Source organism: Mesorhizobium sp. M0119 (genome assembly GCF_040322615.1).
GTDB lineage: Bacteria > Pseudomonadota > Alphaproteobacteria > Rhizobiales > Rhizobiaceae > Mesorhizobium.
Map to the genome: position 1 here is coordinate 12,193 of NZ_JAMYTU010000028.1, position 22,116 is coordinate 34,308.

General features: G+C 63.4%; 23 protein-coding genes and 1 pseudogene. 22 read left to right on the forward strand and 2 right to left on the reverse strand.

Translation table 11 applies throughout. From position 1 onward, the window contains the following. Positions 1–87 precede the first annotated feature (87 nt). Genes NKJ40_RS22630 through NKJ40_RS22665 form a run of 8 tightly spaced genes read left to right on the forward strand, consistent with a single transcriptional unit; the run spans position 88 to position 9,044 of the window. Complete coding sequence (locus NKJ40_RS22630) at positions 88–1,194, forward strand: NAD-dependent epimerase/dehydratase family protein (protein WP_352467979.1); 1,107 nt, start codon at positions 88–90, stop codon at positions 1,192–1,194. Next, complete coding sequence (locus tag NKJ40_RS22635) at positions 1,191–2,270, forward strand: NAD-dependent epimerase/dehydratase family protein (RefSeq protein ID WP_352467980.1); 1,080 nt, start codon at positions 1,191–1,193, stop codon at positions 2,268–2,270. The genes NKJ40_RS22630 and NKJ40_RS22635 overlap by 4 nt, the downstream gene beginning before the upstream one ends. Continuing rightward, positions 2,267–3,559, forward strand: coding sequence for a TIGR04295 family B12-binding domain-containing radical SAM protein (locus NKJ40_RS22640; protein ID WP_352467981.1), 1,293 nt, complete (start codon positions 2,267–2,269; stop codon positions 3,557–3,559). Before NKJ40_RS22635 ends, NKJ40_RS22640 begins: the two co-directional genes overlap by 4 nt. Next, positions 3,544–4,644: a glycosyltransferase family 4 protein gene (locus NKJ40_RS22645; protein WP_352467982.1), complete on the forward strand. Its 1,101-nt coding sequence runs from the start codon at positions 3,544–3,546 to the stop codon at positions 4,642–4,644. The genes NKJ40_RS22640 and NKJ40_RS22645 overlap by 16 nt, the downstream gene beginning before the upstream one ends. Before the next feature lie 2 nt (positions 4,645–4,646). Then, positions 4,647–5,777 carry a CgeB family protein gene (locus NKJ40_RS22650; protein ID WP_352467983.1) on the forward strand — a complete coding sequence of 377 codons (1,131 nt, stop codon included), beginning with the start codon at positions 4,647–4,649 and terminating at the stop codon, positions 5,775–5,777. Continuing rightward, positions 5,774–6,868 (forward strand): CgeB family protein, encoded by a 1,095-nt coding sequence (locus NKJ40_RS22655; protein ID WP_352467984.1) that lies wholly within the window; start codon positions 5,774–5,776, stop codon positions 6,866–6,868. The genes NKJ40_RS22650 and NKJ40_RS22655 overlap by 4 nt, the downstream gene beginning before the upstream one ends. Further along, entirely contained in the window at positions 6,865–7,974 is a 1,110-nt protein-coding gene (locus NKJ40_RS22660; protein ID WP_352467985.1) for a CgeB family protein, read from the forward strand. Before NKJ40_RS22655 ends, NKJ40_RS22660 begins: the two co-directional genes overlap by 4 nt. 23 nt (positions 7,975–7,997) lie before the next feature. Continuing rightward, positions 7,998–9,044, forward strand: a complete 1,047-nt coding sequence (locus NKJ40_RS22665) for a UDP-glucuronic acid decarboxylase family protein (protein WP_352467986.1) — start codon at positions 7,998–8,000, stop codon at positions 9,042–9,044. A 201-nt stretch (positions 9,045–9,245) separates the two neighbouring features. Here NKJ40_RS22665 and NKJ40_RS22670 read toward each other — a convergent pair whose 3' ends face one another. Continuing rightward, positions 9,246–11,120 carry a hypothetical protein gene (locus NKJ40_RS22670; RefSeq protein WP_352467987.1) on the reverse strand — a complete coding sequence of 625 codons (1,875 nt, stop codon included), beginning with the start codon at positions 11,118–11,120 and terminating at the stop codon, positions 9,246–9,248. Between the two features lie 159 nt (positions 11,121–11,279). Here NKJ40_RS22670 and NKJ40_RS22675 point away from each other — a divergent pair, with 159 nt between their 5' ends. From NKJ40_RS22675 to NKJ40_RS22725, 11 genes and pseudogenes are all read left to right on the forward strand, one after another. Then, positions 11,280–12,383, forward strand: coding sequence for an inositol-3-phosphate synthase (locus NKJ40_RS22675; RefSeq protein WP_352467988.1), 1,104 nt, complete (start codon positions 11,280–11,282; stop codon positions 12,381–12,383). Continuing rightward, entirely contained in the window at positions 12,380–12,976 is a 597-nt protein-coding gene (locus tag NKJ40_RS22680; protein ID WP_352467989.1) for a histidine phosphatase family protein, read from the forward strand. Before NKJ40_RS22675 ends, NKJ40_RS22680 begins: the two co-directional genes overlap by 4 nt. A 14-nt stretch (positions 12,977–12,990) precedes the next feature. Beyond that, positions 12,991–14,094 carry a CgeB family protein gene (locus NKJ40_RS22685; protein WP_352467990.1) on the forward strand — a complete coding sequence of 368 codons (1,104 nt, stop codon included), beginning with the start codon at positions 12,991–12,993 and terminating at the stop codon, positions 14,092–14,094. Next, positions 14,094–14,894, forward strand: a complete 801-nt coding sequence (locus NKJ40_RS22690; RefSeq protein ID WP_352467991.1) for a nucleotidyltransferase family protein — start codon at positions 14,094–14,096, stop codon at positions 14,892–14,894. The genes NKJ40_RS22685 and NKJ40_RS22690 overlap by 1 nt, the downstream gene beginning before the upstream one ends. Positions 14,895–14,896: 2 nt before the next feature. After that, positions 14,897–15,658 (forward strand): TIGR04290 family methyltransferase, encoded by a 762-nt coding sequence (locus NKJ40_RS22695; RefSeq protein ID WP_352467992.1) that lies wholly within the window; start codon positions 14,897–14,899, stop codon positions 15,656–15,658. Next, on the forward strand, positions 15,651–16,583 hold the full coding sequence (locus tag NKJ40_RS22700; RefSeq protein ID WP_352467994.1) for a glycoside hydrolase 5 family protein: 933 nt from the start codon (positions 15,651–15,653) through the stop codon (positions 16,581–16,583). The genes NKJ40_RS22695 and NKJ40_RS22700 overlap by 8 nt, the downstream gene beginning before the upstream one ends. A gap of 20 nt (positions 16,584–16,603) precedes the next feature. Then, positions 16,604–17,668 (forward strand): glycosyltransferase family 4 protein, encoded by a 1,065-nt coding sequence (locus tag NKJ40_RS22705; protein WP_352467995.1) that lies wholly within the window; start codon positions 16,604–16,606, stop codon positions 17,666–17,668. A 7-nt stretch (positions 17,669–17,675) separates the two neighbouring features. Continuing rightward, entirely contained in the window at positions 17,676–18,665 is a 990-nt protein-coding gene (locus NKJ40_RS22710) for a GNAT family N-acetyltransferase (RefSeq protein ID WP_352467996.1), read from the forward strand. Between the two features lie 59 nt (positions 18,666–18,724). Continuing rightward, positions 18,725–19,459, forward strand: a pseudogene (locus tag NKJ40_RS22715) (class I SAM-dependent methyltransferase); the annotation flags it as partial. A 192-nt stretch (positions 19,460–19,651) separates the two neighbouring features. Continuing rightward, on the forward strand, positions 19,652–19,870 hold the full coding sequence (locus NKJ40_RS22720) for a hypothetical protein (RefSeq protein WP_023676213.1): 219 nt from the start codon (positions 19,652–19,654) through the stop codon (positions 19,868–19,870). A gap of 179 nt (positions 19,871–20,049) precedes the next feature. Further along, positions 20,050–20,226 (forward strand): hypothetical protein, encoded by a 177-nt coding sequence (locus NKJ40_RS22725; protein ID WP_352467997.1) that lies wholly within the window; start codon positions 20,050–20,052, stop codon positions 20,224–20,226. Positions 20,227–20,237: 11 nt separating this feature from the next. Here NKJ40_RS22725 and NKJ40_RS22730 read toward each other — a convergent pair whose 3' ends face one another. Next, entirely contained in the window at positions 20,238–20,822 is a 585-nt protein-coding gene (locus NKJ40_RS22730; protein ID WP_352467998.1) for a sigma-70 family RNA polymerase sigma factor, read from the reverse strand. A 288-nt stretch (positions 20,823–21,110) separates the two neighbouring features. Between NKJ40_RS22730 and NKJ40_RS22735 the strand changes: the two genes are divergently transcribed. The 3 genes from NKJ40_RS22735 to NKJ40_RS22745 all read left to right on the forward strand — a co-directional run bounded on the left by NKJ40_RS22735 (position 21,111) and on the right by NKJ40_RS22745 (position 22,103). Further along, positions 21,111–21,314: a hypothetical protein gene (locus NKJ40_RS22735; RefSeq protein WP_352467999.1), complete on the forward strand. Its 204-nt coding sequence runs from the start codon at positions 21,111–21,113 to the stop codon at positions 21,312–21,314. A 126-nt stretch (positions 21,315–21,440) separates the two neighbouring features. Beyond that, positions 21,441–21,734: a DUF982 domain-containing protein gene (locus NKJ40_RS22740; RefSeq protein WP_352468000.1), complete on the forward strand. Its 294-nt coding sequence runs from the start codon at positions 21,441–21,443 to the stop codon at positions 21,732–21,734. 66 nt (positions 21,735–21,800) lie between these two features. Beyond that, entirely contained in the window at positions 21,801–22,103 is a 303-nt protein-coding gene (locus NKJ40_RS22745) for a DUF982 domain-containing protein (RefSeq protein WP_352468001.1), read from the forward strand. Positions 22,104–22,116 lie beyond the last annotated feature (13 nt).

Below are 22,116 nucleotides of genomic sequence, written 5' to 3' on the forward strand. Positions count from 1 at the left end.
CGAGCCTCCTGAACTTTGTTGAAGCAAGGGAACAAACCTTTCGCCCGGAAGTTTGGGGCGGCAAAGCCATTCGCATGAGGAGTTGTCGTGAAACGTATACTGGTCACGGGAGGCTGCGGTTTCATCGGCCGCCACGTCGCCCAGGAACTCGTTGAACATGGCTATGGGGTTTCAATTCTCGATGCGCTGCTGGATCAGGTGCATGGCGGCGAGGCAATCAGCCTGCCGGCAGGCGCCAAGCTGATCAAAGGCGACGTTCGCGATCGCGACGCCATCACAGAGGCGGTCGACGATGTCGACGCGATCATTCACCTGGCGGCTGAAGTGGGCGTCGGCCAGTCCATGTACGAGATCGCCCGCTATGTCGGCGCCAACGACCTCGGCACCGCCACGTTGCTGGAAGCGCTGATCAAACGCCCGATCGAACGGATCGTCGTTGCGTCGTCGATGAGCGTCTATGGCGAGGGTCTCTATGCCACGCCAGACGGCCGGCGCATCGACAATGCAAGACGGCAGCCGGACGACATCCGCAGCGGCCAATGGAATCCCCTGTCGCCGGAAGGTGAAGTCCTGTCGCCGCTGCCCACCGACGAGCAGAAACCGGTCGATCTCGCCTCGATCTACGCGCTGACAAAATACGCCCAGGAGCGCGCCGTACTGATCTTCGGCGAAGCGTATGGCGTCGACGCGGTGGCGCTGCGCCTGTTCAATGTCTTCGGCGCCGGACAGGCGCTCTCGAACCCGTATACCGGCGTCCTGGCGAACTTCGCCTCGCGCATCGCCAATGGCCAGCGGCCGCTGATTTTCGAGGATGGCGAACAGCAGCGCGATTTCGTGCATGTGCGCGACGTTGCCCGCGCCTTCCGGCTGGCGCTGGAACAGCCCCAGGCGCGCAGCCATGTCATCAACATCGGCAGCGGGCGAGCCTACGCGGTCAGCGAGGTCGCGCGGCTGCTCGCCGAAGCAATGGGCGTGCCTGGCCGCCAGCCGGAAATCCTCGGCAAGGCACGCTCCGGCGATATCCGCAACTGCTTTGCCGACATTTCGAAGGCGCGCGAACTGCTCGGCTTCCAGCCGCAGTACCGGCTGGAGCATTCGCTCGGCGATTTCGTCGCATGGGTACGCAACACGGTCGCCATCGATCGCAGTGCCGAGATGAAGCGGGAACTCGAAGCGCGAGGGCTGGTGTCATGAGACCGGATTCACCCGATTTTCGCGAAGCGCCCGTCGCCATTATCGGCGGCAGCGGCTTTATCGGCTCCAACCTCGCCGACAGCCTGCTGTCGGACAGCGAGCCGGTGCTGGTCATCGACAATCTGAGCCGTCCGGGCGTCGAGCAGAACCTGGAATGGCTGAGGCAAAAGCACGGCAGCCGCCTGACCGTCGAGATCGCCGACGTCCGCGACGCCGAGGCGCTGATGCCGCTGGTGGCGCGTTCGAAGGCGGTTTTCCACTTTGCCGCGCAGACCGCCGTCACCACGAGCCTGGTTCGGCCGGGCGAGGATTTCGACATCAACCTGCGCGGGACATTCAACGTCCTGGAAGCCGCTCGCCACGGCGGCAAGCGCATCCCCGTCGTTTTCGCCAGCACCAACAAGGTCTATGGCCGCCTCACTGACCTCGCCATGCGCGAAGAGGATGACAAATACGCGCCTTGCGACGCGGGCATCCGGGCGCACGGCGTCGACGAGACGCGCGGCCTCGATTTCTGCACGCCCTATGGCTGCTCCAAGGGTGCGGCGGACCAATATGTCCTCGACTACGCCAAGTCATACGATCTGCCGACGGCGGTGCTGCGCATGAGCTGCATCTATGGCCCGCGCCAGTTCGGGACGGAGGATCAGGGCTGGGTCGCCCATTTCCTGCTCAGCGCCTTCTCCGACCGGCCGATCACCATCTATGGCGACGGCAAGCAGGTGCGCGACATCCTCCACGTTGCCGACGCGGTTGCGGCTTACCGCGCGGTGCTCGACCGGATCGAGGCAGTCAAGGGCCTGGCATTCAATCTCGGCGGCGGACCGGACAACGCCGTCAGCCTGCGCATGCTGCTGAAGGAGATTCGCGACCTAACGAAACGGGACGTTCCGATCCGTTACGACCGCGAACGCACCGGCGATCAACCGTTCTTCGTCGCCGACACACGCGCGATCGAGGCGGCGCTGGGATGGAAAGCGCACGTCTCGTGGCGAAACGGCATTCGCGACCTCGCCGACTGGCTGCAGCGTCATCGCCTCGACCCGCATCCCGAACCGGCGAGGTACGTGGCATGAAGGTCGCTCTGGTCAATCCGTCCTGGACCTACCAGGACAGCATCTATTTCGGCTGCCGGCAGCCGCATCTGCCGCTCGAACTCGGCTATTCGAAAGCCTTGCTCGAAGCCGCCGGCCACAAGGTGCTGATGCTGGACGGGCAGATCCAGAAGCTCGATAACACCGCGCTTGCCGATCGCGTCGCCGCCTTCGAGCCTGGCATGACCGTCGTCAGCACCGCGCCGACCTACCTGTTCTGGCGTTGCGCACCGCCCGAGTTGCGCGTGCCGGCAGATTTCCTCAACCATCTTGCCGGGCGCGGCGGCCGCACCGTCGCCGTCGGGCCGCATGGCTCGGCGACGCCGGCGCCGACTTTGCGCAAGCTTGGCGTCGACATTGTCGTGCGCGGCGAATGCGAGGAAGTGGTCGCGGAGCTTGCCCGGCGCGACGACTGGAGCGCAGTGCCGTCCACGGCCCATTTCAAGGATGGAGAACTGGTTTCGAACGGCGGCGTGCATGCGAGCTCGTTCATCGATCACCCAGCGCTCGAATGGCCGCCGGACTGGATTGCCGCCCATCAGCACCATCATCACCGCTTCGACGATGATCAGGTCGGTTTTGGCGCGGAGGTCGAGGCGTCGCGCGGCTGCCCGTATAATTGCAGCTTCTGCGCCAAGATCGATTTCCGCGATGCCTATCGCCGACGGAACCACGAAGCAGTGATCGCCGAGATCGACCGGCTGATCGCACAGGGCGTCGGTTACATCTACTTCATCGACGAGATCTTCCTGCCGCAAAAGGCGCTGCTGGAGGCCTTGGTCGATCGTGATGTGAAGTTCGGCGTGCAGACGCGTATCGACCTTTGGAAGCCGGAACTGCTGAAACTGATGGGTGCTGCCGGCTGCGTCTCGATCGAGGCGGGCCTCGAAAGCCTGACGGTGGAAGGCCGCGCCATGCTGGCAAAACGCTGCCGGCTAGGCACCGAGGAACTGGCTGCGTTGCTGGTCGACGCAAGGCGCCACGTGCCGTTCGTGCAGGCCAATCTGATCGGCGTGGTCGAGGACGACCCCGCGCTGGTCGACTATTGGCGAAAGCACCTGATCGACAACGGCGTTTGGGCCAACGAACCGGTGCCGCTTTATCCTTATCCGAGTTCGCCCAGCTACCGCGAACTTTGGGGCGAGCCCGATGACCTCGCCTGGGAGCGCGCGCATGAACATTACCTCGCATCCTTCCGAACGTTCAGCGACATCCAGGAGAAGCGTCCGCGTCCGCTGGCCGAATTGGAGGCCACATGTTGCGGACACTGAGCCCGCCACGGCGTATCCTGATGACTGTCGATGCGGTTGGCGGCGTCTGGCGCTATGCGCTCGATCTGGCCAGGCAACTGGTCGCCGGCGGCGACAGCGTTGTGCTTGCCGGGCTTGGTCCGGAACCGTCCAGGCAGCAGGCCGAAGAGGCCCAGTCGTTCGCGGCGCTGACATGGCTCAACACGCCGCCCGACTGGATGACCCGCAACGAGCACGACCTCGACGCACTGCAGCAGGAGCTGCACCCACTCATCCGTGACTACGCCATCGAAATCGTCCATCTAAACGCGCCGACGCAGGCGGCGGGGCTCGACGTGCCCTGCCCAATCGTGGCGGTGTCGCATTCCTGCGTCGTGACATGGTTCCACGCCGTCAAAGGACAGGCGGCGGATGGCGAATGGGCCTGGCAGAAGGACCGCAACCGGCGCGGTTTCGACAACGCAGGCATGGTCGTTGCACCGAGCCGCAGCCATGCCGACATGCTCGAAACCTGCTACGGGCCGATCACGCGCCTGAGCGTCGTCGGCAACGGCGCACGGCCCGGCGCGAAGAGCGAAAAACGGGAATCGGTCGTTTTCGCCGCCGCGCGTTGGTGGGACGAGGGAAAGAATGCGGCGGTGCTTGACCAGGCCGCCTCCCTGACCCAATGGCCGATCTTCGTCGCCGGCTCCTTGCAAGGCCCGGACGGCCAGCATGTTGGCTTCAGCCACGCCGTTCCCGTCGGCCCGGTGCCACATGAGGAAGTGCGCTCATTGATGGCTCGGGCCGGCATTTTCGTATCGCCCTCGCTCTACGAACCGTTCGGTCTGGCCACGCTGGAAGCCGCGATGTCGGCGACGCCCTTGGTGCTCGCCGATATTTCGACCTATCGCGAACTGTGGGACGGCGCAGCCTTGTTCTACGACGTGCGCGATCCGGGCGATCTCGCCAGATGCATCAATGGCCTTTGCAGCGACGCGCAACGCCGGCGAGAGCTCGGTGAGGCAGCCGTCCGCCGAAGCCGCAGATTTTCATTGGCAAGACAGGCGACCGCAATGCGCGGCGTCTACGACAAGGCGGCCCTGGCCACCATGGCGGATAGTTGATTATGCGGTTTTTGTTCTACACCCATTCGATCGTTTCCGATTGGAACCACGGCAACGCACATTTCCTGCGCGGCATCATGCGTGAGCTGGTCGCGCGCGGGCACCAGGCGATCGCACTGGAGCCCGCCGACGGCTGGAGCCGGTCGAACCTGCTGGCCGAGAAAGGGTCCTTCGCAATCGAGCGATTCCGGAAGGATTTTCCCGAGTTGATGCCGGTCACCTATGACGCCGCCTTCGACCACGAAGCCTGGATCTCCGATGCCGATGTGGTGATCGTGCATGAGTGGACCGAGCCTGATCTTGTCGCGCGGCTGGGCAGGGCGAAAGCAATTGGCGGCCGTTTCACGCTGCTATTCCACGACACGCACCATCGCGCCATCTCGGCCACGCAAGCGATTTCCGCCTTGCAGCTTGAACATTATGATGGCGTGCTCGCCTTCGGCGAGGCGCTGCGGGAAAGCTATCTTCGCGCCGGATGGGGCAAGCGGGTCTTCACCTGGCACGAGGCAGCCGATGACCATCTGTTCCAGCCCCATCCTGAAATCGAGCGTAGCGCCGACCTGATCTGGATCGGCAATTGGGGCGACGACGAGCGCAGCACCGAAATCAGGGAATTCCTGGTCGACCCGGTGCATGAGCTTGGTCTGAGCGGCACTGTCCACGGCGTCCGCTATCCACGCGAGGCGCTCGCCGACCTTGCCGCCGCCGGCCTGCGCTACGAAGGCTGGATCGCCAATGCCGACGTGCCGAAGGCATTCGCGGCGAACCGCATCACGGTTCACATCCCGCGGCGTCCATATCGCGAAAGCCTGCCCGGCATCCCGACCATCCGCATGTTCGAGGCGCTCGCCTGCGGCATCCCACTCGTTTCGGCGCCGTGGTCCGATGTCGAACGTCTGTTCAGGCCGGGCACCGATTTCCTGTTTGCAAACACCGGCTTCGAGATGCGGCATCATCTTCGCGCCGTGCTGCGTGACGCGGATCTCGCCGCATCTCTGGCGACATCGGGCCTCGAGACGATCCGCTCACGGCACACATGCCGGCACCGGGCGGATGAATTGTTCGGCGTGCTCGCCGAATGCGGGCACCGCCAAGCCGCCGACACGATCCTTGCAAAGGAGGCCGCCGAATGAAGATCGCATTTTACGGGTCGAGCCTGCTGTCGTCCTATTGGAACGGCGCGGCCACCTATTACCGCGGACTGCTCAAGGCCCTGGCAAGGCTCGGCTATGACATCACCTTCTACGAGCCGGACGTCTACGATCGACAGAAAAATCGCGACATCGAAGCGCCGGACTGGTGTGCCGTCGTCGTCTACGAGGCCACCCCGCATGCCATGATGCAGGTGGCGGCGCGGGCGGCGGAGGCGGATATCGTCGTCAAGGCGAGTGGCGTCGGATTCGCCGACGACGCGCTGCTGCGGGCGGTGCTCGATCACGCCCGTGCCGATGCGCTGACCGTATTCTGGGATGTCGATGCGCCGGCGACGCTTGGCCAGTTGCGCGACGAGCCGGATCATCCGCTGCATCGCGCGCTGCAGGAAATCGACCTCGTGCTGACTTATGGCGGCGGCGACCCGGTGGTCTGGGCCTATCGGGCAATGGGGGCGGCCGAATGCGTGCCGATCTACAATGCGCTCGATCCGGAAACGCACCATCCGGTCGGCAAGGATAGGCGCTTCGCCTGCGATCTCGCCTTTCTCGGCAACCGGCTGCCGGACCGCGAGGCGCGCGTCGGGGCTTTCTTCCTCGACCCGGCCAGCCGCTCGGCCGATCAGCGCTTCCTGCTCGGCGGATCGGGCTGGGGCGACAAGCAGATGCCCGCCAATGTCCGATGGCTCGGCCATGTCGGCACGCGTGACCACAATGCATTGAACGTCACGGCCAAGGCGGTCCTCAACATCAGCCGCGACAGCATGGCGGCCAACGGCTTTTCACCTGCGACGCGCGTTTTCGAGGCGGCGGGCGCCGGCGCATGCCTCATCACCGACGCCTGGCTCGGTGTAGACCTGTTCCTGAAACCCGGCGAGGAAATCCTGGTCGCGCGCGATGGCGACGATGTCGCCGAGATCACGCAAAGCCTTAGCGCCGAACGGGCCAAGGCGATCGGGGCATCGGCGCTTCGGCGGGTGCTTGGCGAACATACCTATACGACACGGGCCGTTTTGGCCGACGCCATTTTCAGGCGCCATTTCGAGCGTCCGACCGTGGAGGCGGCCGAATGACGAAGCCGCTCGACATCGTCTTTCTTGGCCTGTCGCTCTCCTCATCCTGGGGAAACGGCCACGCCACCACCTTTCGGGGGCTGCTTAAAGGGCTCCACGAACTCGGCCACCGCGTCACCTTTCTCGAACGCGACGTGCCGTGGTACGCAAGTCACCGGGATCTGCGCGATCCCGATTTCTGCGCGTTACGCTACTATGAAACGATCGACGATCTTCGCCGCAATTTCGCGCGCTGCCTGCGCGAGGCCGATTTCGTGGTCGTCGGCTCCTTCGTTCCGGAAGGCCCCGAAATCATCGACGTTGTGGCATCGCTGTGCACGGGTCAGTTCTGCTTCTACGACATAGACACGCCGGTCACGCTGGCAAAGCTTTCAACCGATGATTGCGAGTATATTGCCAGGCGGCAGGTTCCGTATTTCGACGTCTATTTCTCTTTCACCGGCGGGCCGACGCTTGCCCGTCTGACGGCGGAATTCGGCGCGAGGCGCGCCGAGCCGCTCTACTGCTCCGTCGACCCGGAACGGCATCACGGAACCGGCGATCCAATCCGCTGGGATCTCGGCTATCTCGGCACCTACAGCCTCGACCGCCAGGCGACGCTGGAGGCGCTGCTGTTCGAACCGGCGCGTCGCATGCCGGAGCGCCGCTTCGTCGTGGCAGGTTCGCAATATCCGCGCGAAATCGCCTGGCCAGACAATGTCGATCGCATCGAACACCTGCCGCCGGCGGATCACGCCGCCTTTTACAGCCGCCAACGCTACACGTTGAACGTCACGCGCAGTTCCATGATCGCGGCCGGATGGTCGCCCAGCGTGCGACTCTTCGAGGCAGCCGCCTGCGGCACGGCGATCATCAGCGATAGCTGGGCCGGACTGGACAGCCTGTTTCCAGAGCGGACGATCCACACGGCACGCAGGACCGAGGACGTAATCAGTATCCTGTCCGCGGAATCCGACGTCGCCCGGCTTGCCATGGCCAAGCAGGCGCGCGTGCTGATCCTGGCAGCTCACACAAGCATCGCAAGAGCCCGCGAATTCGTTTCGTTGCTGGCGCAGGCCAAATCGCCACGTTCTGTTCTCGATCTGGACGTCGAGAGCGCAGCATGACCCGCAGACGGGAGAAGATAGAGATGCAGCTATCAAAAAAGGCGCAACGGACCAGGACCGTGCTTGTCGCCGGCGGCGCAGGCTTCCTCGGTTCGCATCTTTGCGAGACAATGCTCCAGGCCGGCTGGCGCGTGATCTGCGTCGACAATTTCCTTACCGGCCGGATGGAGAACATAGCATCGATCGGCGATCGTCCGGATTTTCGGCTGATCAAGCAAGACATTTGCCGGCCGTTAGAGCTTGGCGAGCCGGTGGACCGCATCTTCAACATGGCGTGCGCGGCCTCGCCGCCGCGTTACCAGGCCGACCCGGTCCACACGACGCGGACTTGCGTCATCGGGACGCTCAATCTGCTGGAGCTCGCCGCCCGCAATGGTGCCCGCTTCCTGCAGGCGTCCACCAGCGAAATTTATGGCGATCCCGAACAGCATCCGCAAAAGGAGGACTATGTCGGCCACGTGAACTGCATCGGCCCCCGCGCCTGCTACGACGAAGGCAAGCGCACCGCCGAAACCTTGTGCTTTGATTATTTGAGAATGGGAAAGGCCGATATCCGCGTCGCGCGCATCTTCAACACATATGGTCCCAGGATGGACCCTGCGGACGGACGGATCGTTTCCAATCTGATCATGCAGGCACTCGAGAGACGGCCGCTGACGATATTCGGCGACGGGCTGCAGACCAGGTCGTTCTGCTACGTTTCCGATCTGGTCGACGGCTTGATCCGGTTGATGGAGGTCGATCCTAATCCGCGCCAGCCGGTCAATCTGGGCAATCCGGGGGAGTTCACCATCCTGCAATTGGCGGGCCTGGTGAGGCGCATGACCAGCACCGAATCGGCCTTGAAATTCCTGCCGCTGCCGCAAGACGATCCTCGTCGTCGGCAACCCGACATTTCCCGTGCAAGGAAGCTTCTCGGCTGGTCGCCAAAAGTGCCGCTCAGGCAAGGTTTGATGCGCACGATCGGCTATTTTGCCGAGCTTGAGACGGCGCAGATGGTCGATAGAAGACGTCGAATTGCCGTTACCGCGCGTTCTGCATCAGGCCGGCTGCAAAACCTGCCGGCCTGATAGCGGGGAGCGTCTGGCCGCTGCATGATCGCGCGGTCGTTGCGGATTTGGTCACTTTTTCTCGTCGCGGGAACAACCCGTCCAGCTTCTGGTTCTGCCAAGGTACCGGCATGGAGACGATTGTGCATCCCAAACGATCCGCCAAAGACATCGAACAAATGGCCGCAAGAGAGACGGCTGCCTTCCTGCGCCGCGCCTCCATCACCTATCTGGAATGTTGCGTGAGCCTGATGCTGACGCATCTTCAGAGGGAGGAGGTAGCGGCCATCCTCGAAAAGGAAGCAGATATGCTGCGCCGGCTGGATTGATCCCGCTCGACTGCCGCAGGTCGCCTTGGCTTTCCAGGAAACGAAGCAACATCGCCGTATAACGTCGTGCCGCGGCCGCCAGCCGGTCCTGTTCGCGACCGTGGCCAGATCGTGCAGCCATGCTCCACAAGCCAAGCTGGAAGGCGAGATAGCAGGGCTCGTAGTAGCGGACCAGATTGGCATCGACGGGACGGGAGGCCCTCGCTTCCACAGCCTTGCAGAGCGGCGCAGTCGCCGCGTCGGAGAGGCTGTACTCGACACGGGCGCCGGCAATGTCCCAGGCGATGTCCTGGCAGCCGATCAGATCGTGGGATCGGCAATGATCGAGGGCGTCCGTCTTCACGAGCCTGCCATCGCGCGAAAGGATGAACTCCCACGGATGAAGCCGCCCGTCGATCTCGACCCGCTGCATGGTCTTGGGTGGAACCTGTGTCGAGAGCCAGGTCTGCAGCTCCGCCGCGCGGCTTTCGCCCAGCGCCTCACTTGTATTCTGCGCGGCCATGTCGGCAAGCGCCTCCAGCGAGGCGCCCGGCTCGGACGCGGGCAGATTGGCTGCGCGCCAGGACAGATAGCGCGCGAGATGAGCGACCACCTTTTCTTTCGAATGCCTTGCGCGGTCCAGCGTTGTACCGTCGATCCAACGTTCGACGAGAAAGCCATGGCACAGCCCGGCGATATCCGGGCCAAAGCCTGCATCGTGCAGCCTCCTGGCAGTCTCGGCCTTGTGCATTCCGATTTCACCGAGGCCGACGAATTTGACCGACCATTTTTCCCGGCCCGCAGAAACAAGAAACTTTCGCCGCTCGAAGCTGCGGTGGACGGGGGGCCAATCATCCTGCGAGCCATAATGCAAGCGACGCCACTCTCCGGCGGATGTTTCCGTCAGCTTGACCGCTGTGCGGCCGATCGTCCTGGCGACCCAATCCCGCAACGTCGGGACAGCGGATCCAGCGGGGAAAGTCCGTTCGAAATCCGCGGTGTGTTTTTGGCAAACCGTCCATGCCTCACGACTGTCCGCCGATGCCTCGGGACCCGGCCCACCCGAATGGCTTGGGAACAGACGGATGCGCCCGGCATCGATGCCCAGCGCTTGCAGCCATGCGACGACGGCGTGGAACGAACTGCCTGACAGGCCCGGGCCTTCGTCGACGACAGCGAAATGGGCCGACGGCCTTGTCCTCCAGCCGCCGATCAGTTCCGGATCGGCGGCAAGCCGCCTGCGAAACGGATGATCGGTCGGACGGACGCTGACGGGTGCCGGTGCGCCGATGGCTGCCGCCACCATCGCTGCCAGCCCCAGGCCGATGCTGCGGATGCCGATCACGCATGTGTTCGCATCGAGACCCGACTGCCGCGCGGCGACGAAATAGCTCTCCGGATAGAGCGCGTAATGGGCAAATCCTTCAGCCGTGCCGGTCAGGATTTCGCCATCGCAATCGAGTTCGGCCAGTATTCGCGGCACGTCAGCATCGACCGGACCATCGATGGCAAATCCGGCCCCCCACGATCTGCCCACGTCCCGGGCCAAGCCGACCAGGAGGTTCGCGCCCGCGATCCGCTGTCGGGAATTCCTGTCCATGCCGTTGGCCTCGAATTCAGCATCGGCGAGGCCCTGGACCAGTTCCGAAGCCCTGATGAACAGGCCGACCAGCGCTGCGTGGCGTTCGATCCCACTTGGCATGTCCGCAATGTGCCCGGCCGCGTCGCAGGCCGAGGCGCGAACATATCGCGCGCTCCGCATTTGCTTGTGGTCGCCATAGACGATCATTGTCCCATCCCGGTTTGCCTCACCCCTCGCTGCACAACTCGGCGGGCGCTACTTTGATCCACTATCGGTTGCACGATTTTTGCAGCCGGCAAGGAACAATCCGGGAGGAAGGCGGTTTGGCACGAAGAACTTACCTTCAACAGCATAGGCAGCGGTTTCGTGGGATCGAAGAAAGTTCGAATCGGTATAGTCGGCGTCGGCAACTGCGCGTCCTCCCTCGTTCAGGGCATCACCTATTACCGCGACGCAAGGAGCAATGAGCCCATACCCGGGCTGATGCATGCCGATCTTGGCGGCTATCATGTCAAGGACATCGAGGTGGCCTGCGCTTTCGATGTCGCCAAGGGCAAGGTCGGACGCGATGTGGCAGACGCGATCTACAGCGCGCCGAACAATACTTTCCGCTTTGCCAATGTGGCGCCCACCGGCGCCCGCGTCGAACGCGGGCCAACGCTGGACGGCATCGGCAAATATCTGCGCGACGAGATCGAGGAGGCCGACGAGCCGGTCGCCAACGTCGGCAAGATCCTCGCCGAAAGCGGCGCCGAAATCCTGGTGTCCTATCTGCCAGTCGGTTCGGAGCAGGCAACGCGCTTTTATGCCGAGTGCGCGCTAGAGGCGGGCTGCGCCTTCGTCAACTGCATACCAGTCTTCATCGCTTCGCGGCCGGAGTGGCGCCGACGCTTCGAGCAGCACGGCCTGCCGCTGATCGGCGACGACATCAAGAGCCAGGTCGGTGCGACGATCGTCCACCGGCTGCTCGCCAACCTGTTCCGTGAGCGCGGCGTGCGCATCGATCGCACTTACCAGCTCAATTTCGGCGGCAACACCGACTTCCTCAACATGCTTGAGCGCGAGCGGCTGGAATCGAAGAAGATCTCAAAGACCCAATCCGTCACCAGCCAGATCGACGTTCCCTTGGAGCCCGGCAATATTCATGTCGGGCCAAGCGACCACGTTCCATGGCTGACCGACCGCAAGTGGGCCTATATCCGGGTCGAAGGCACGACCTTCGGCGGTGTGCCGCTGAATGCCGAGCTCAAGCTGGAAGTGTGGGATTCGCCCAACTCGGCCGGCGTCGTGATCGATGCGGTGCGTTGCGCCAAGCTGGCGCTCGACCGCGGTATCGCGGGCGCGCTGACCGGTCCCTGCAGCTATTTCATGAAATCGCCGCCCGAGCAGTTCACCGACGCGGAAGCCCGCCAGCGCACGCTCTCTTTCATCGCCGGCAAGGACGAGCCGATGCTCGATGCCGCGGAATGACGACGACGTTCTTTCTGGTGCGCCACGCCGCGCATGACAATGTCGGCTGTTATCTTGCCGGACGGATGGCTGGCGTGTGCCTTGGCGAAGCCGGCAGGGCACAGGCCTCGCATCTGGCTGACCGCATGGCACGCGAGGCGATAGCGGCAATCTTCTGCAGCCCGCGCGAACGCACGCAGGAGACGGCCAATCCGATCGCGCTCGCCTGCAATGCCGGTGAAATCGTGATCCGCGAGGAACTCGATGAGATCGACTTCGGCACCTGGTCGGGAAAGACCTTCGAGGAGCTGAACCAGGATGCCGACTGGCGAGCGTGGAACGACCAGCGTCAGCAGGCGAGAACGCCGAGCGGCGAGACCATGCTGGACGTGCAGCAACGCGTCGTCTCGCTGATCGAGCAGGTCCGCGGAACATACCAGAACCAGTGCGTCGCACTGGTCAGCCATGCCGACGTCATCAAGGCCGCCGTGTGCAAAGTGCTCGGCCTGTCGCTGGGAAACTGCTTTCGCTTCGATATCGACCCAGCGTCGATCACCACGGTTGTTTGGGGGGACTGGGGGTCGAAGCTGATCAGACTCAACGAAGCTGCCTGACGAGGAATTGCCGGATGCGCATGGTCATTTTCGGTCTTACCGTGACATCGTCGTGGGGCAACGGCCACGCCACACTGTGGCGCGGATTGATCCGGGCGATGGCCGGGCTGGGCTGGTCCATCACCTTCTTCGAACGCAACACTCCCTATTATGCCGGGACGCGCGACCTCGACCAGTTGGATGGCGGCAACCTTGTCCTTTATCCGGACTGGCAGGACATCCAGCGCGTTGCCAAGCAGGCGATGAAAGAGGCCGATGTCGTCATCGTCACCTCCTATTGCCCCGATGCCGTGAGCGCGTCGCGCCTTGCCCAGCAGGCCTGTCGCGGGCTGAAGGTCTTCTACGATCTGGACACGCCGGTGACGCTGGCGCGGATCGAACAAGGTGAGCCTCCGGCTTATTTCGGGCCGGAAGGGCTTCGCGATTTCGATCTCGTGCTGAGCTACACTGGAGGAACCGCGATCGACGCATTGAGGTCGATGCTGGGTGCACGCCGCGTCATGCCGCTCTACGGCCATGTCGATCCAGAGCGACACCGGCCGGCCCCGCCCAGGCCGGAGTTTGCCGGCGATCTTTCCTATCTCGGGACCTATGCGGCGGACCGCCAGGCCGGGGTCGAAAGGCTGCTGGTCAGTCCGGCTGCGCGCCTGCCGGAGCGCCGTTTCATTATCGGCGGCGCACAATATCCGCAAGAATTCCCGTGGAGCGACAATATCTTCTTCGTCCGGCATCTTCCGCCAGCCGACCACCCCGCCTTCTTTTCATCATCACGACTGACCCTGAACGTGACCCGCGAGGCGATGGCCGAAAGGGGCTGGTGTCCTTCCGGCCGGCTATTCGAAGCCGCCGCTTGCGGTGCTGCGATGGTGAGCGACACATGGCCCGGACTGGAGGCCTTTTTCCGGCCTGGTGAAGAGATCGTCGTGGCCAACAGCACCGACGACGTGGTCGCCGCGCTCGACCTGTCCGACGCCGAGCTTGACGCGATCCGCCGCCGTGCGCGGGAGCGGGTGCTGGACGAACACACCTCGGCGCGGCGGGCGAAGGAATTCGACCGCATCCTGTCCGATGCACTGCACGGCTCCACGCTTGGCGAGCCGTGGAAGGAGGCAGTTTGATGTTGGGCATCGTGCCCGCAGCCGGACGGGGAAGCCGCATCCAGCCGCTCGGCTTTTCGAAGGAGCTTCTGCCGGTCGGCAGCCGCATCGACGGCAACACCGAGCGGCCTTGCGCTGTCAGTGAATATCTGGTGCGCCGCATGGTGCGCGCAGGGGCCGACAAGATCTGCTTCGTCATCGGTTCGGGTAAATCGGATATCCTCGAATATTATTCTGCCGGCTATGCCGACGCGGCCGCTCTGTTTGTGGTGCAGCCCTCTCCGGTCGGCCTTTGCGACGCCATCTTCCGCGCCGCACCGCTCGTCACGGCCGACGAGACCGTTCTGGTCGGGCTGCCCGATACAATCTGGTTTCCCGAAGACGGCTTCCTGGCCCTTCCGGACGACGGCCTGTCCTTCCTGTTGTTTCCGGTGGACCAGCCGGAGTTCTTCGATGCCGTCGTTGTCGATGAGGACGACCGGGTGAAGCAAATCCAGGTCAAGCAGCAGAATGCCCAGTCGAACTGGATCTGGGGTGCGTTCAAGATGCCCGGCCGCACCCTTCACCAGCTCGCCGCGCTGTGGCGGGAACGGGACCGGTGCGACGAATATATCGGCACGCTGGTCAATGCCTATCTCGCCGCCGGAGGCGAAGCCTATGGCATCAAGGCTGGCACCGCCTATGTCGACGTCGGCACCTTCAACGGCTACCGCACCGCACTTCGCCTGCTTGAAAGCGCCGCCGGTACCAAGGACGACCAAGCCGCCATTACGCTGCCCGGCCACCAGCACGTTCCTATCCTCGCAGGCGAAGGAGGCTAGCCATGCTGCATTCCGATGCCGAAATCCGCCGCCGTATCGATGCGCTCGGCCCATGGTTCCACAACATGGAACTGGCCGGCATCGAAACCGCTCCCGACCATTTCCTTGGCAACTATCCGCTGATCAAATGGCGCAAATTCGCCGACGCGATTCCCGCCGATCTTTCCGGCAAGGCGGTGCTCGACATAGGCTGCAACGCGGGTTTCTACTCGATCGAGATGAAACGCCGCGGCGCCGGCCGCGTGCTTGGCATCGATTTCGATGAGGCTTACCTGGCGCAGGCGCGCTTTGCCGCCGAGGTGGCGGACTGCGACATCGAATTCCGGCAGCTCTCGGTCTACGACGTTGGCGCCCTGCATGAGCGGTTCGACATCGTGCTGTTCATGGGAGTGCTCTACCATTTGCGCCATCCCTTGCTCGCACTCGATCTGATCCGGGAGCATGTCGCCGACGACCTGATGATCTTCCAGTCGATGCAGCGCGGCAGCACCAACGTGCCGGCGCTCGAGCAGAACTATCATTTCTGGACCCACGACCTGTTCGACCGGCCGGAGTTCCCAAAGCTGCATTTCATCGAACATCGTTACGCCGACGACCCGACCAACTGGTGGATTCCCAACCGTGCCTGCACCGAAGCCATGCTGCGCAGCGCCGGCTTCGAGATCGTGCTGCAACCGGAGCAGGAGGTCTATTTCTGCCGCACCGCCGACTTACCGACCGACGGCGGCGCCGTCTACCCGTCGAAAGGACAGATAAATGATTGAAGCCGCGATGATCTGGAACGAGCCCAACAATAAATCCCACTGGGATCCCGAGCTCGACCCCGACTGGAGCCGCTTCGCCACTACGGCAATCCTGGCCGCCGACGCGATCGCGTCGGAGAATCCCGCCTTGACCAAAGTCCTTGGCGGCATCTCGCCGATCGATGCCGGCTTCATGACACGGATGAAGGAATTCGGCGTGCTCGATCATGTCGACGCGGTCGCCGTGCACGGCTTTCCGCTCGACTGGAACCTCTGGCAGATCCACGAATGGCCGCAGAAGATCGGCGAGATCTCGGCTGTTACCGATCTTCCGGTATGGGTCAGCGAGGTCGGCGTATCGACCTTCGGCGCCGAGGAGGTACAGGTCTGGGGCCTGCGCCGGACCGCGGAATTGCTGATCGGCAACGCACCGCGCATCCAATGGTACAGCCTCTACGACCTGCCGCGCGAGTGGGAAGCGACGACGCGCCATCGCGAGGCGGAAGGCTCGTCTTACTATCGCCATTTCTACATGGGCCTGCTTCGCCAGGACGGCACGCCAAAGCCCGCGCTCGAGGAATTCCTGCACCACGCGCCGGCATTGGGACTGGTGCAGTGGTTCCATTTCGAAGATCGCCGGCTTGACGACGCCGTCGCCTGGATGAAACGGCTCGGCGTCACCAATCTGCGCACCGGGCTTTCCTGGGCCGACAGCTTCAGGCCCAACGCGCTTGACTGGTTCGACCGGCAGATGGAGGCTTTGGCCGACTTCGACGTGACGGTCACCTTCTGCTTCACGCCGGAACACCGCGGAATGATGCCGCACCACAGCAGTCCGCCGCTGGTGCCGGAGGAATTCGCCGAGTTCTGCGCGGCGATGACGCGCCGCTATGCCGGCAGCATCGCTGCCCCTTCCGCCGGCAGGCTGCGCGCCTCCGCAGCGTGAGGAGCTTCGGCTCTCCAGCCATGACGCTCACCGTCCTCAACGTCGCCTATCCCCTCGCCCCGGTCGGGCCGGATGCGGTCGGTGGTGCCGAGCAGGTGCTGTCGATGCTCGACCAGGCGCTCGTACAGGCCGGACACCGCTCGATCGTGATCGGCTGCCAGGGCTCGAGCGCTGCGGGCACTCTCATCGAGACACCGGCCGAACCGGGCGTGCTCGATGAAGCGGCGAAGCGCCGGGCGCAGCGTGCTCATCGCGCCGCAATTGCTACCGCACGCGCCCGCTGGCCAATCGACGTGGTCCACCTGCACGGCATCGATTTCGACGCCTATCTGCCGGGCGACGGGCCGACATTGGTGACCCTGCATTTGCCGCTCGACTGGTATCCGGCCGACGCTCTCAATCCGGCGCGGGAGGATCTGTGGCTGCATGCGGTATCGGCGGCTCAGCAAAGAACCGCGCCACCGGGAGCCAGGCTCATCGAACCGATCCCCAACGGAGTGGACATCGATGCGCTGAGTGAGCGGCAGGCCAAGCGCGACTTTGCGCTCGTGCTCAGCCGCGTCTGCCCGGAAAAGGGCATCCATCTGGCGCTGGACGCAGCCAAGAAGGCCGGTGTGCCGCTGGTCGTCGGCGGCAAAGTCTACCCCTACGAAAGCCACACCGCGTATTTTCGCGACGAGGTCGAGCCGCGGCTGGACGACCAGCGCCGCTTCCTCGGTCCGCTCGGCTTTGTCGCCAAGCGGCGCCTACTAAACACAGCCCGCTGCCTGGTCATCCCGAGCCTTGCCGCGGAAACCAGTTCGCTCGTCGCCATGGAGGCGCTCGCCTGTGGCACCCCCGTGGTGGCCTTCCCGAATGGCGCACTGCCGGATGTGGTCGAGCACGGCAAGACGGGGTATCTGGTCGGGGATATCGACGAGATGGCGGAAGCCATAGTTGCCGCACCTGGCCTGGACCCCGAGACCTGCCGGGCCGAGGCGCGGCGGCGCTTTTCACTCGACCGCATGGTTTCCTCCTACATGGACGCCTATCGGGCGCTGGCACGGCTCGGCACAAACAGCGGGCAGTTCGCAACGGCGAGGTGAGCGGGACATGCTCCGCAGTGAGATCATCGACGATCCGGCGGGCCTCGAAGCCCTCGAGCCGCACTGGTGGGAACTCTGGTCGCGCGGTCCCTCGGCGACGCCGTTCCAGTCTCCCGCATGGCTGCTGCCGTGGTGGCGGACATTCGCTCCCGGCGAGCTCGCCACGGTCGCCGTCTGGCGTGGCGACGATCTGGTCGGCCTGGCGCCACTTTATCTGGAATGCCAGGACGCCGGCGCGCGATTGCTTCCGCTCGGGATTTCATTGAGCGACTATCTGGATGTCCTTTGTATTCCCGAAACCGCCGAACCGGTCGCCGTCGCCATCGCCGACACGGTTCTTTCCCTCGGCTGGTCACAGTGGATCTTGCAGGACCTGCCTCCCGGCGGCGCCGGCCTTGCCATCAGGCATGCCGCGCTCGAATCGTGCCAAGCCGTCGATCACGCCGCTTGCCCGGTGCTCGCCCTCGCCGGCGATCAGACGCTTCAAGGCTGTATTCCGGCGCGGCGGAGGCGCCAATTGCGCCGCGCCCACAGGGCCGCGTCGAGACGCGGCCGGGTCTTCATCGAACCCGCTTTGTCCGATCCGCAGACATTCCTCGATCACCTGATCCGCCTTCACCGCGCGCGCTGGGCCGGACACGGCGACGGCGTTCTGTCCGATACCCGCGTGGAAGAATTCCACCGTCAGGCACTGCCGCAGCTGGTCGCACAAGTGCTTGCCCGATGCTGGCTTATGACCATCGGTGACGCGATCGTAGGCGCCTATTACGGGTTCCATCATCGTGGCCGCGCCTACGCTTATCTCGGTGGCTTCGATCCGGCCTATGCCGAGGAAAGTCCCGGCGCGCTGCTCATCGGCCAGGCGATAAGGCAGGCGATCTGCGAAGGCGCGGAAGAGTTCGATTTTCTGCGCGGACAAGAGGCCTACAAATACAGCTGGGGCGCCGTCGACCGGTGGACGATGCGCAAGATCTGGACGCGGAGCAAACGGCGATGAGCGCGACCCAGCCGGGATCGCGGCGGTCGACATCGGCAAGGCGGGTGCTGGAGGACTGCATGGCAGACGGTGCCGGCGCCGAAGCCGTCATCGCCAGGCTGGCTCTCCGTTTCGAGACAGGAATCAATGCCGCAGAACTGGCGAAGATTGCGCAAAACACGCACTCGGCCGATCCGCGAAAGACGGCAAAACTACAACGGATTGCCGACCTGCTTCAGCGCAGGCCCGAGATCTTCGCCACGCTGTGCAAAACGGGTGGTGCCGTTCGGCACGAACGCGGTGAGGGAGAGACCGACGATGCGGTCGTCAAGCGGCTGGCGGCCGGGTTTGACGCGGCGGCGGCGATCTCCCCGGCGGCGAGCGTCCAGCTGTCGTCGCTGGGCAATGAGGAAAAGCTCTCGGCCGCTACGGCTGAGATCGTTGCATGGCTGGAGAGGCGGGGCTTTACCGGCACCAGCCGCGACATACTGGATATCGGCTGTGGTATCGGTCGGTTCGAACAGGCGCTCTCCGCTCTGTCGCACCGGATCGTCGGCAGCGATATATCCCGAGCGATGATCTCGATCGCCCGCCGGCGATGCGCCGGGCTCGGCAATGTGGAATTCCGCCCTACCCGCGGTTTCGATCTTGCCGATTTTCGCGATGCCAGCTTCGACCGCGTGCTGGCCGTCGACAGCTTTCCCTATCTGGTGCTGGCCGGCCTCGCGGAACGACATTTCATGGAAATCGCGCGCGTGCTGAAGAGGCCGGGCATGGCGGTGCTCTTGAATTATTCATATCGCGGATCGCCGGCGCTGGATCGCGCCGACGTTCATAACTTCGCCAATGCAAATGGCATGCAAGTCCTCGTCGACGGCGAAAAGCCGTTCCGGCACTGGGATGGCGATGCCTTCCTGCTTACGATTTCCGGCGGAACATTGCGGCCCAACGCTGGTTCGGATGCCGAACGGGAAAAGCCGCTATTCGACAGTATGAAGGAGGACAAGATGGCGTCCGGCAGCAAGAAGCACATCGGTCGCGGCAGTCACGGCAAAGGCGCTGGCGCTGGCGCGATGACCGATCTTCCCAAGGACAAGATCGGAGAGAACGCCGTTCTGTCCAACAGAGACAAGAAGCAGCACACCAAGGAGCGTGGGCTCGACGGCAATCGGGTCAAGTCCGAGCAGTACCAGGATCATTCAGCGGATCGGCGGCCTGAAGACTGATCGTTGCGGCAGCATGTGGCTTGCAGCCGGCGAGCAATTGAAACGCAGCGAGAGCCCAGCCGCTGACGAAACTGTGCAAGGACCGAAGCCGGTCGCATGGATAGCCTGCAAATTCTTGCAAACTCGCACTGTAGCCACCAGAGTGAGGTGAAGGGACCAACATTTGCCAAGAGAACGCGATGTCTCGCTCAAGGGAAGATTCCGTCAGCACGCGTGCCGATCTGACGATAGACCGGGAAATCGCTTCCTTGCTTGCGGCCATCGAACAGGAAAGGGTTCCTGACCGGCTGACCAAACTGGCGATCGAATTGCAGAACGCGCTTGTGGAAAGGCGCTTGCGCGAGACCAGTAACTAACGTGACGTGTATTAGCGGCGCCTCTCGGCTTCGAAGTCCAGTTGTCCTTCGGACAGATAGCTGCGCCTTTCCATCAGCGTTTGCGAGGAACTTTCGCCAAGGCATTGCAGCACGCCGGCGCGTGCGCGGTTGAGCCGGCTTTTCACGGTTCCCACCGCGCAACCGCATATTTCGGCCGTCTCCTCATAGCTGACGCCCAGCACGCCTATCAGCATCAGAACCTCGCGCTGGTGCTCGGGAAGGCTCTGGATGGCCTGGTGGACTTCCTTGCCCTGTACGGACCATTCCTGCGTCGCTTCCGAGATCGGCCGCAGGGAAGCGCAGTCGAGCAGGCCGGGCGCTTCCCTCACGGCGGCCCTGACACGCGTGTAGTAAGTGTTGCGCATGATGGTGAAGAGCCATGACTTCATACGCGTTCCAGCCTCGAACTTGTCGATGTTGGCCAGCCCCTTGGTCAGCGTCTCCTGGACTAGGTCGTCGGCATCATCGGGAGTGCGGCAGAAAGTACGCGCGAAAGCCCTTAAAGCGGGTATGAGGTGGACGATGGAAACTTCTTCGGTTTCGCGGGTCGCGAAGGCGTAGGCTGTGGGTGGCAATGGTCCAGCTCCCGTCCAGAATGAGTTCGTGAGCGCAGACCTGTTAAATGCATTGGGCGAAAGATCGTTCCGGTGGGCGAAATCACCCAACCAAGAACCGGAGCGGCTTGGCTGGGCAGCCCGGCCGATGGCGATATTTTTGACGGAACAACCACCGGTATCGCGGAGTTCGAATCGAGGTCGTCCGAAAATCCGGGACGCCGCCATTGGCGCGTCGAAACGCGATTTCGCAGTTAGCCTTGGCCGCCACCTCAAGGATAGTCCGCCACGTCAAAACAGGAGGAATTCATGACAGGAAACAAGCACGTTAAAGGCAAAACGCCGGCCGATAGCGATCTTGCCAACGATCCCGGCATCGGCAGTTCCAAGGGCACGATCAAGGAGGGCGACCGGCTCGATCAGGGCAACAACACGTTCGAAGGCGATGTCGAGAACGACACCACGCCGCAAGGCGGTATCAATCCCCGGCAAAAGATACGGACCAACAAATAATGTCGGGGCCGGCGTTGCGCTATCGAACAAACCCGCTGCAACTCGTGCAGTAATCCCGCGTTAAAGAGCATCGGCGTCGTGTCCGCCTTTGCGCGTTGACCCGGCGGCTCTTTCGTGGAGATACAGATGACAAAAAAATCCTTTGGCCGCCCCGTTCCAATTCTCGTCGGCCTTGGTTTCCCTCGCTATGTCGAAAACATCTGGCAGGCCTATGACGTTCTGAACGAATGGCCGAGCCGCGGTCCGGCGCACAAGGCGGCGTTCGACGCCTGTCGCGCCGGGCTAGCTGACGAGGTCGACGTCGAGACGGTGCGCGCGGCGTTCGAAGCATTTGCCCGCAAGGCCGGAATTCTGGCGCACGATATGCTAGCCGAAATGCCTGCAGGGACTAAACCAAGGGAAGCCCACGATCCAGGCTGAAACCCTGCCGGGCGCTGCAAACATAGAGGCTACTGTTACTTGCCTTTGATAAGTCGGAGTACCGCCATGCTCAGGAAAGATTTCGATGTTCCGGTTTGCATCTACTTCGGTAAGCCGGGGCGATCGCGAACGGTCAGTTCGGTTTTCGAAGCCGCATACTGCCTCAAGAGCGAAAAATGGCCGGCGCGCAACGCCCCGTTGTCGCTGATCGCGACAGCAGCATTGGATGGCGCCCAGATCGGCCAAATCACGGCGGCGGAGGCTCGCGAAGCATTCGTCAACGCTGCCTGGGAGGCGAGAATCCTCGTCGAAGATCAGTCGCATCCTAGACCTGCCCCGACAGCAGCCTTCGCATCGGATACCGGGTGAACAGGGATCCCTC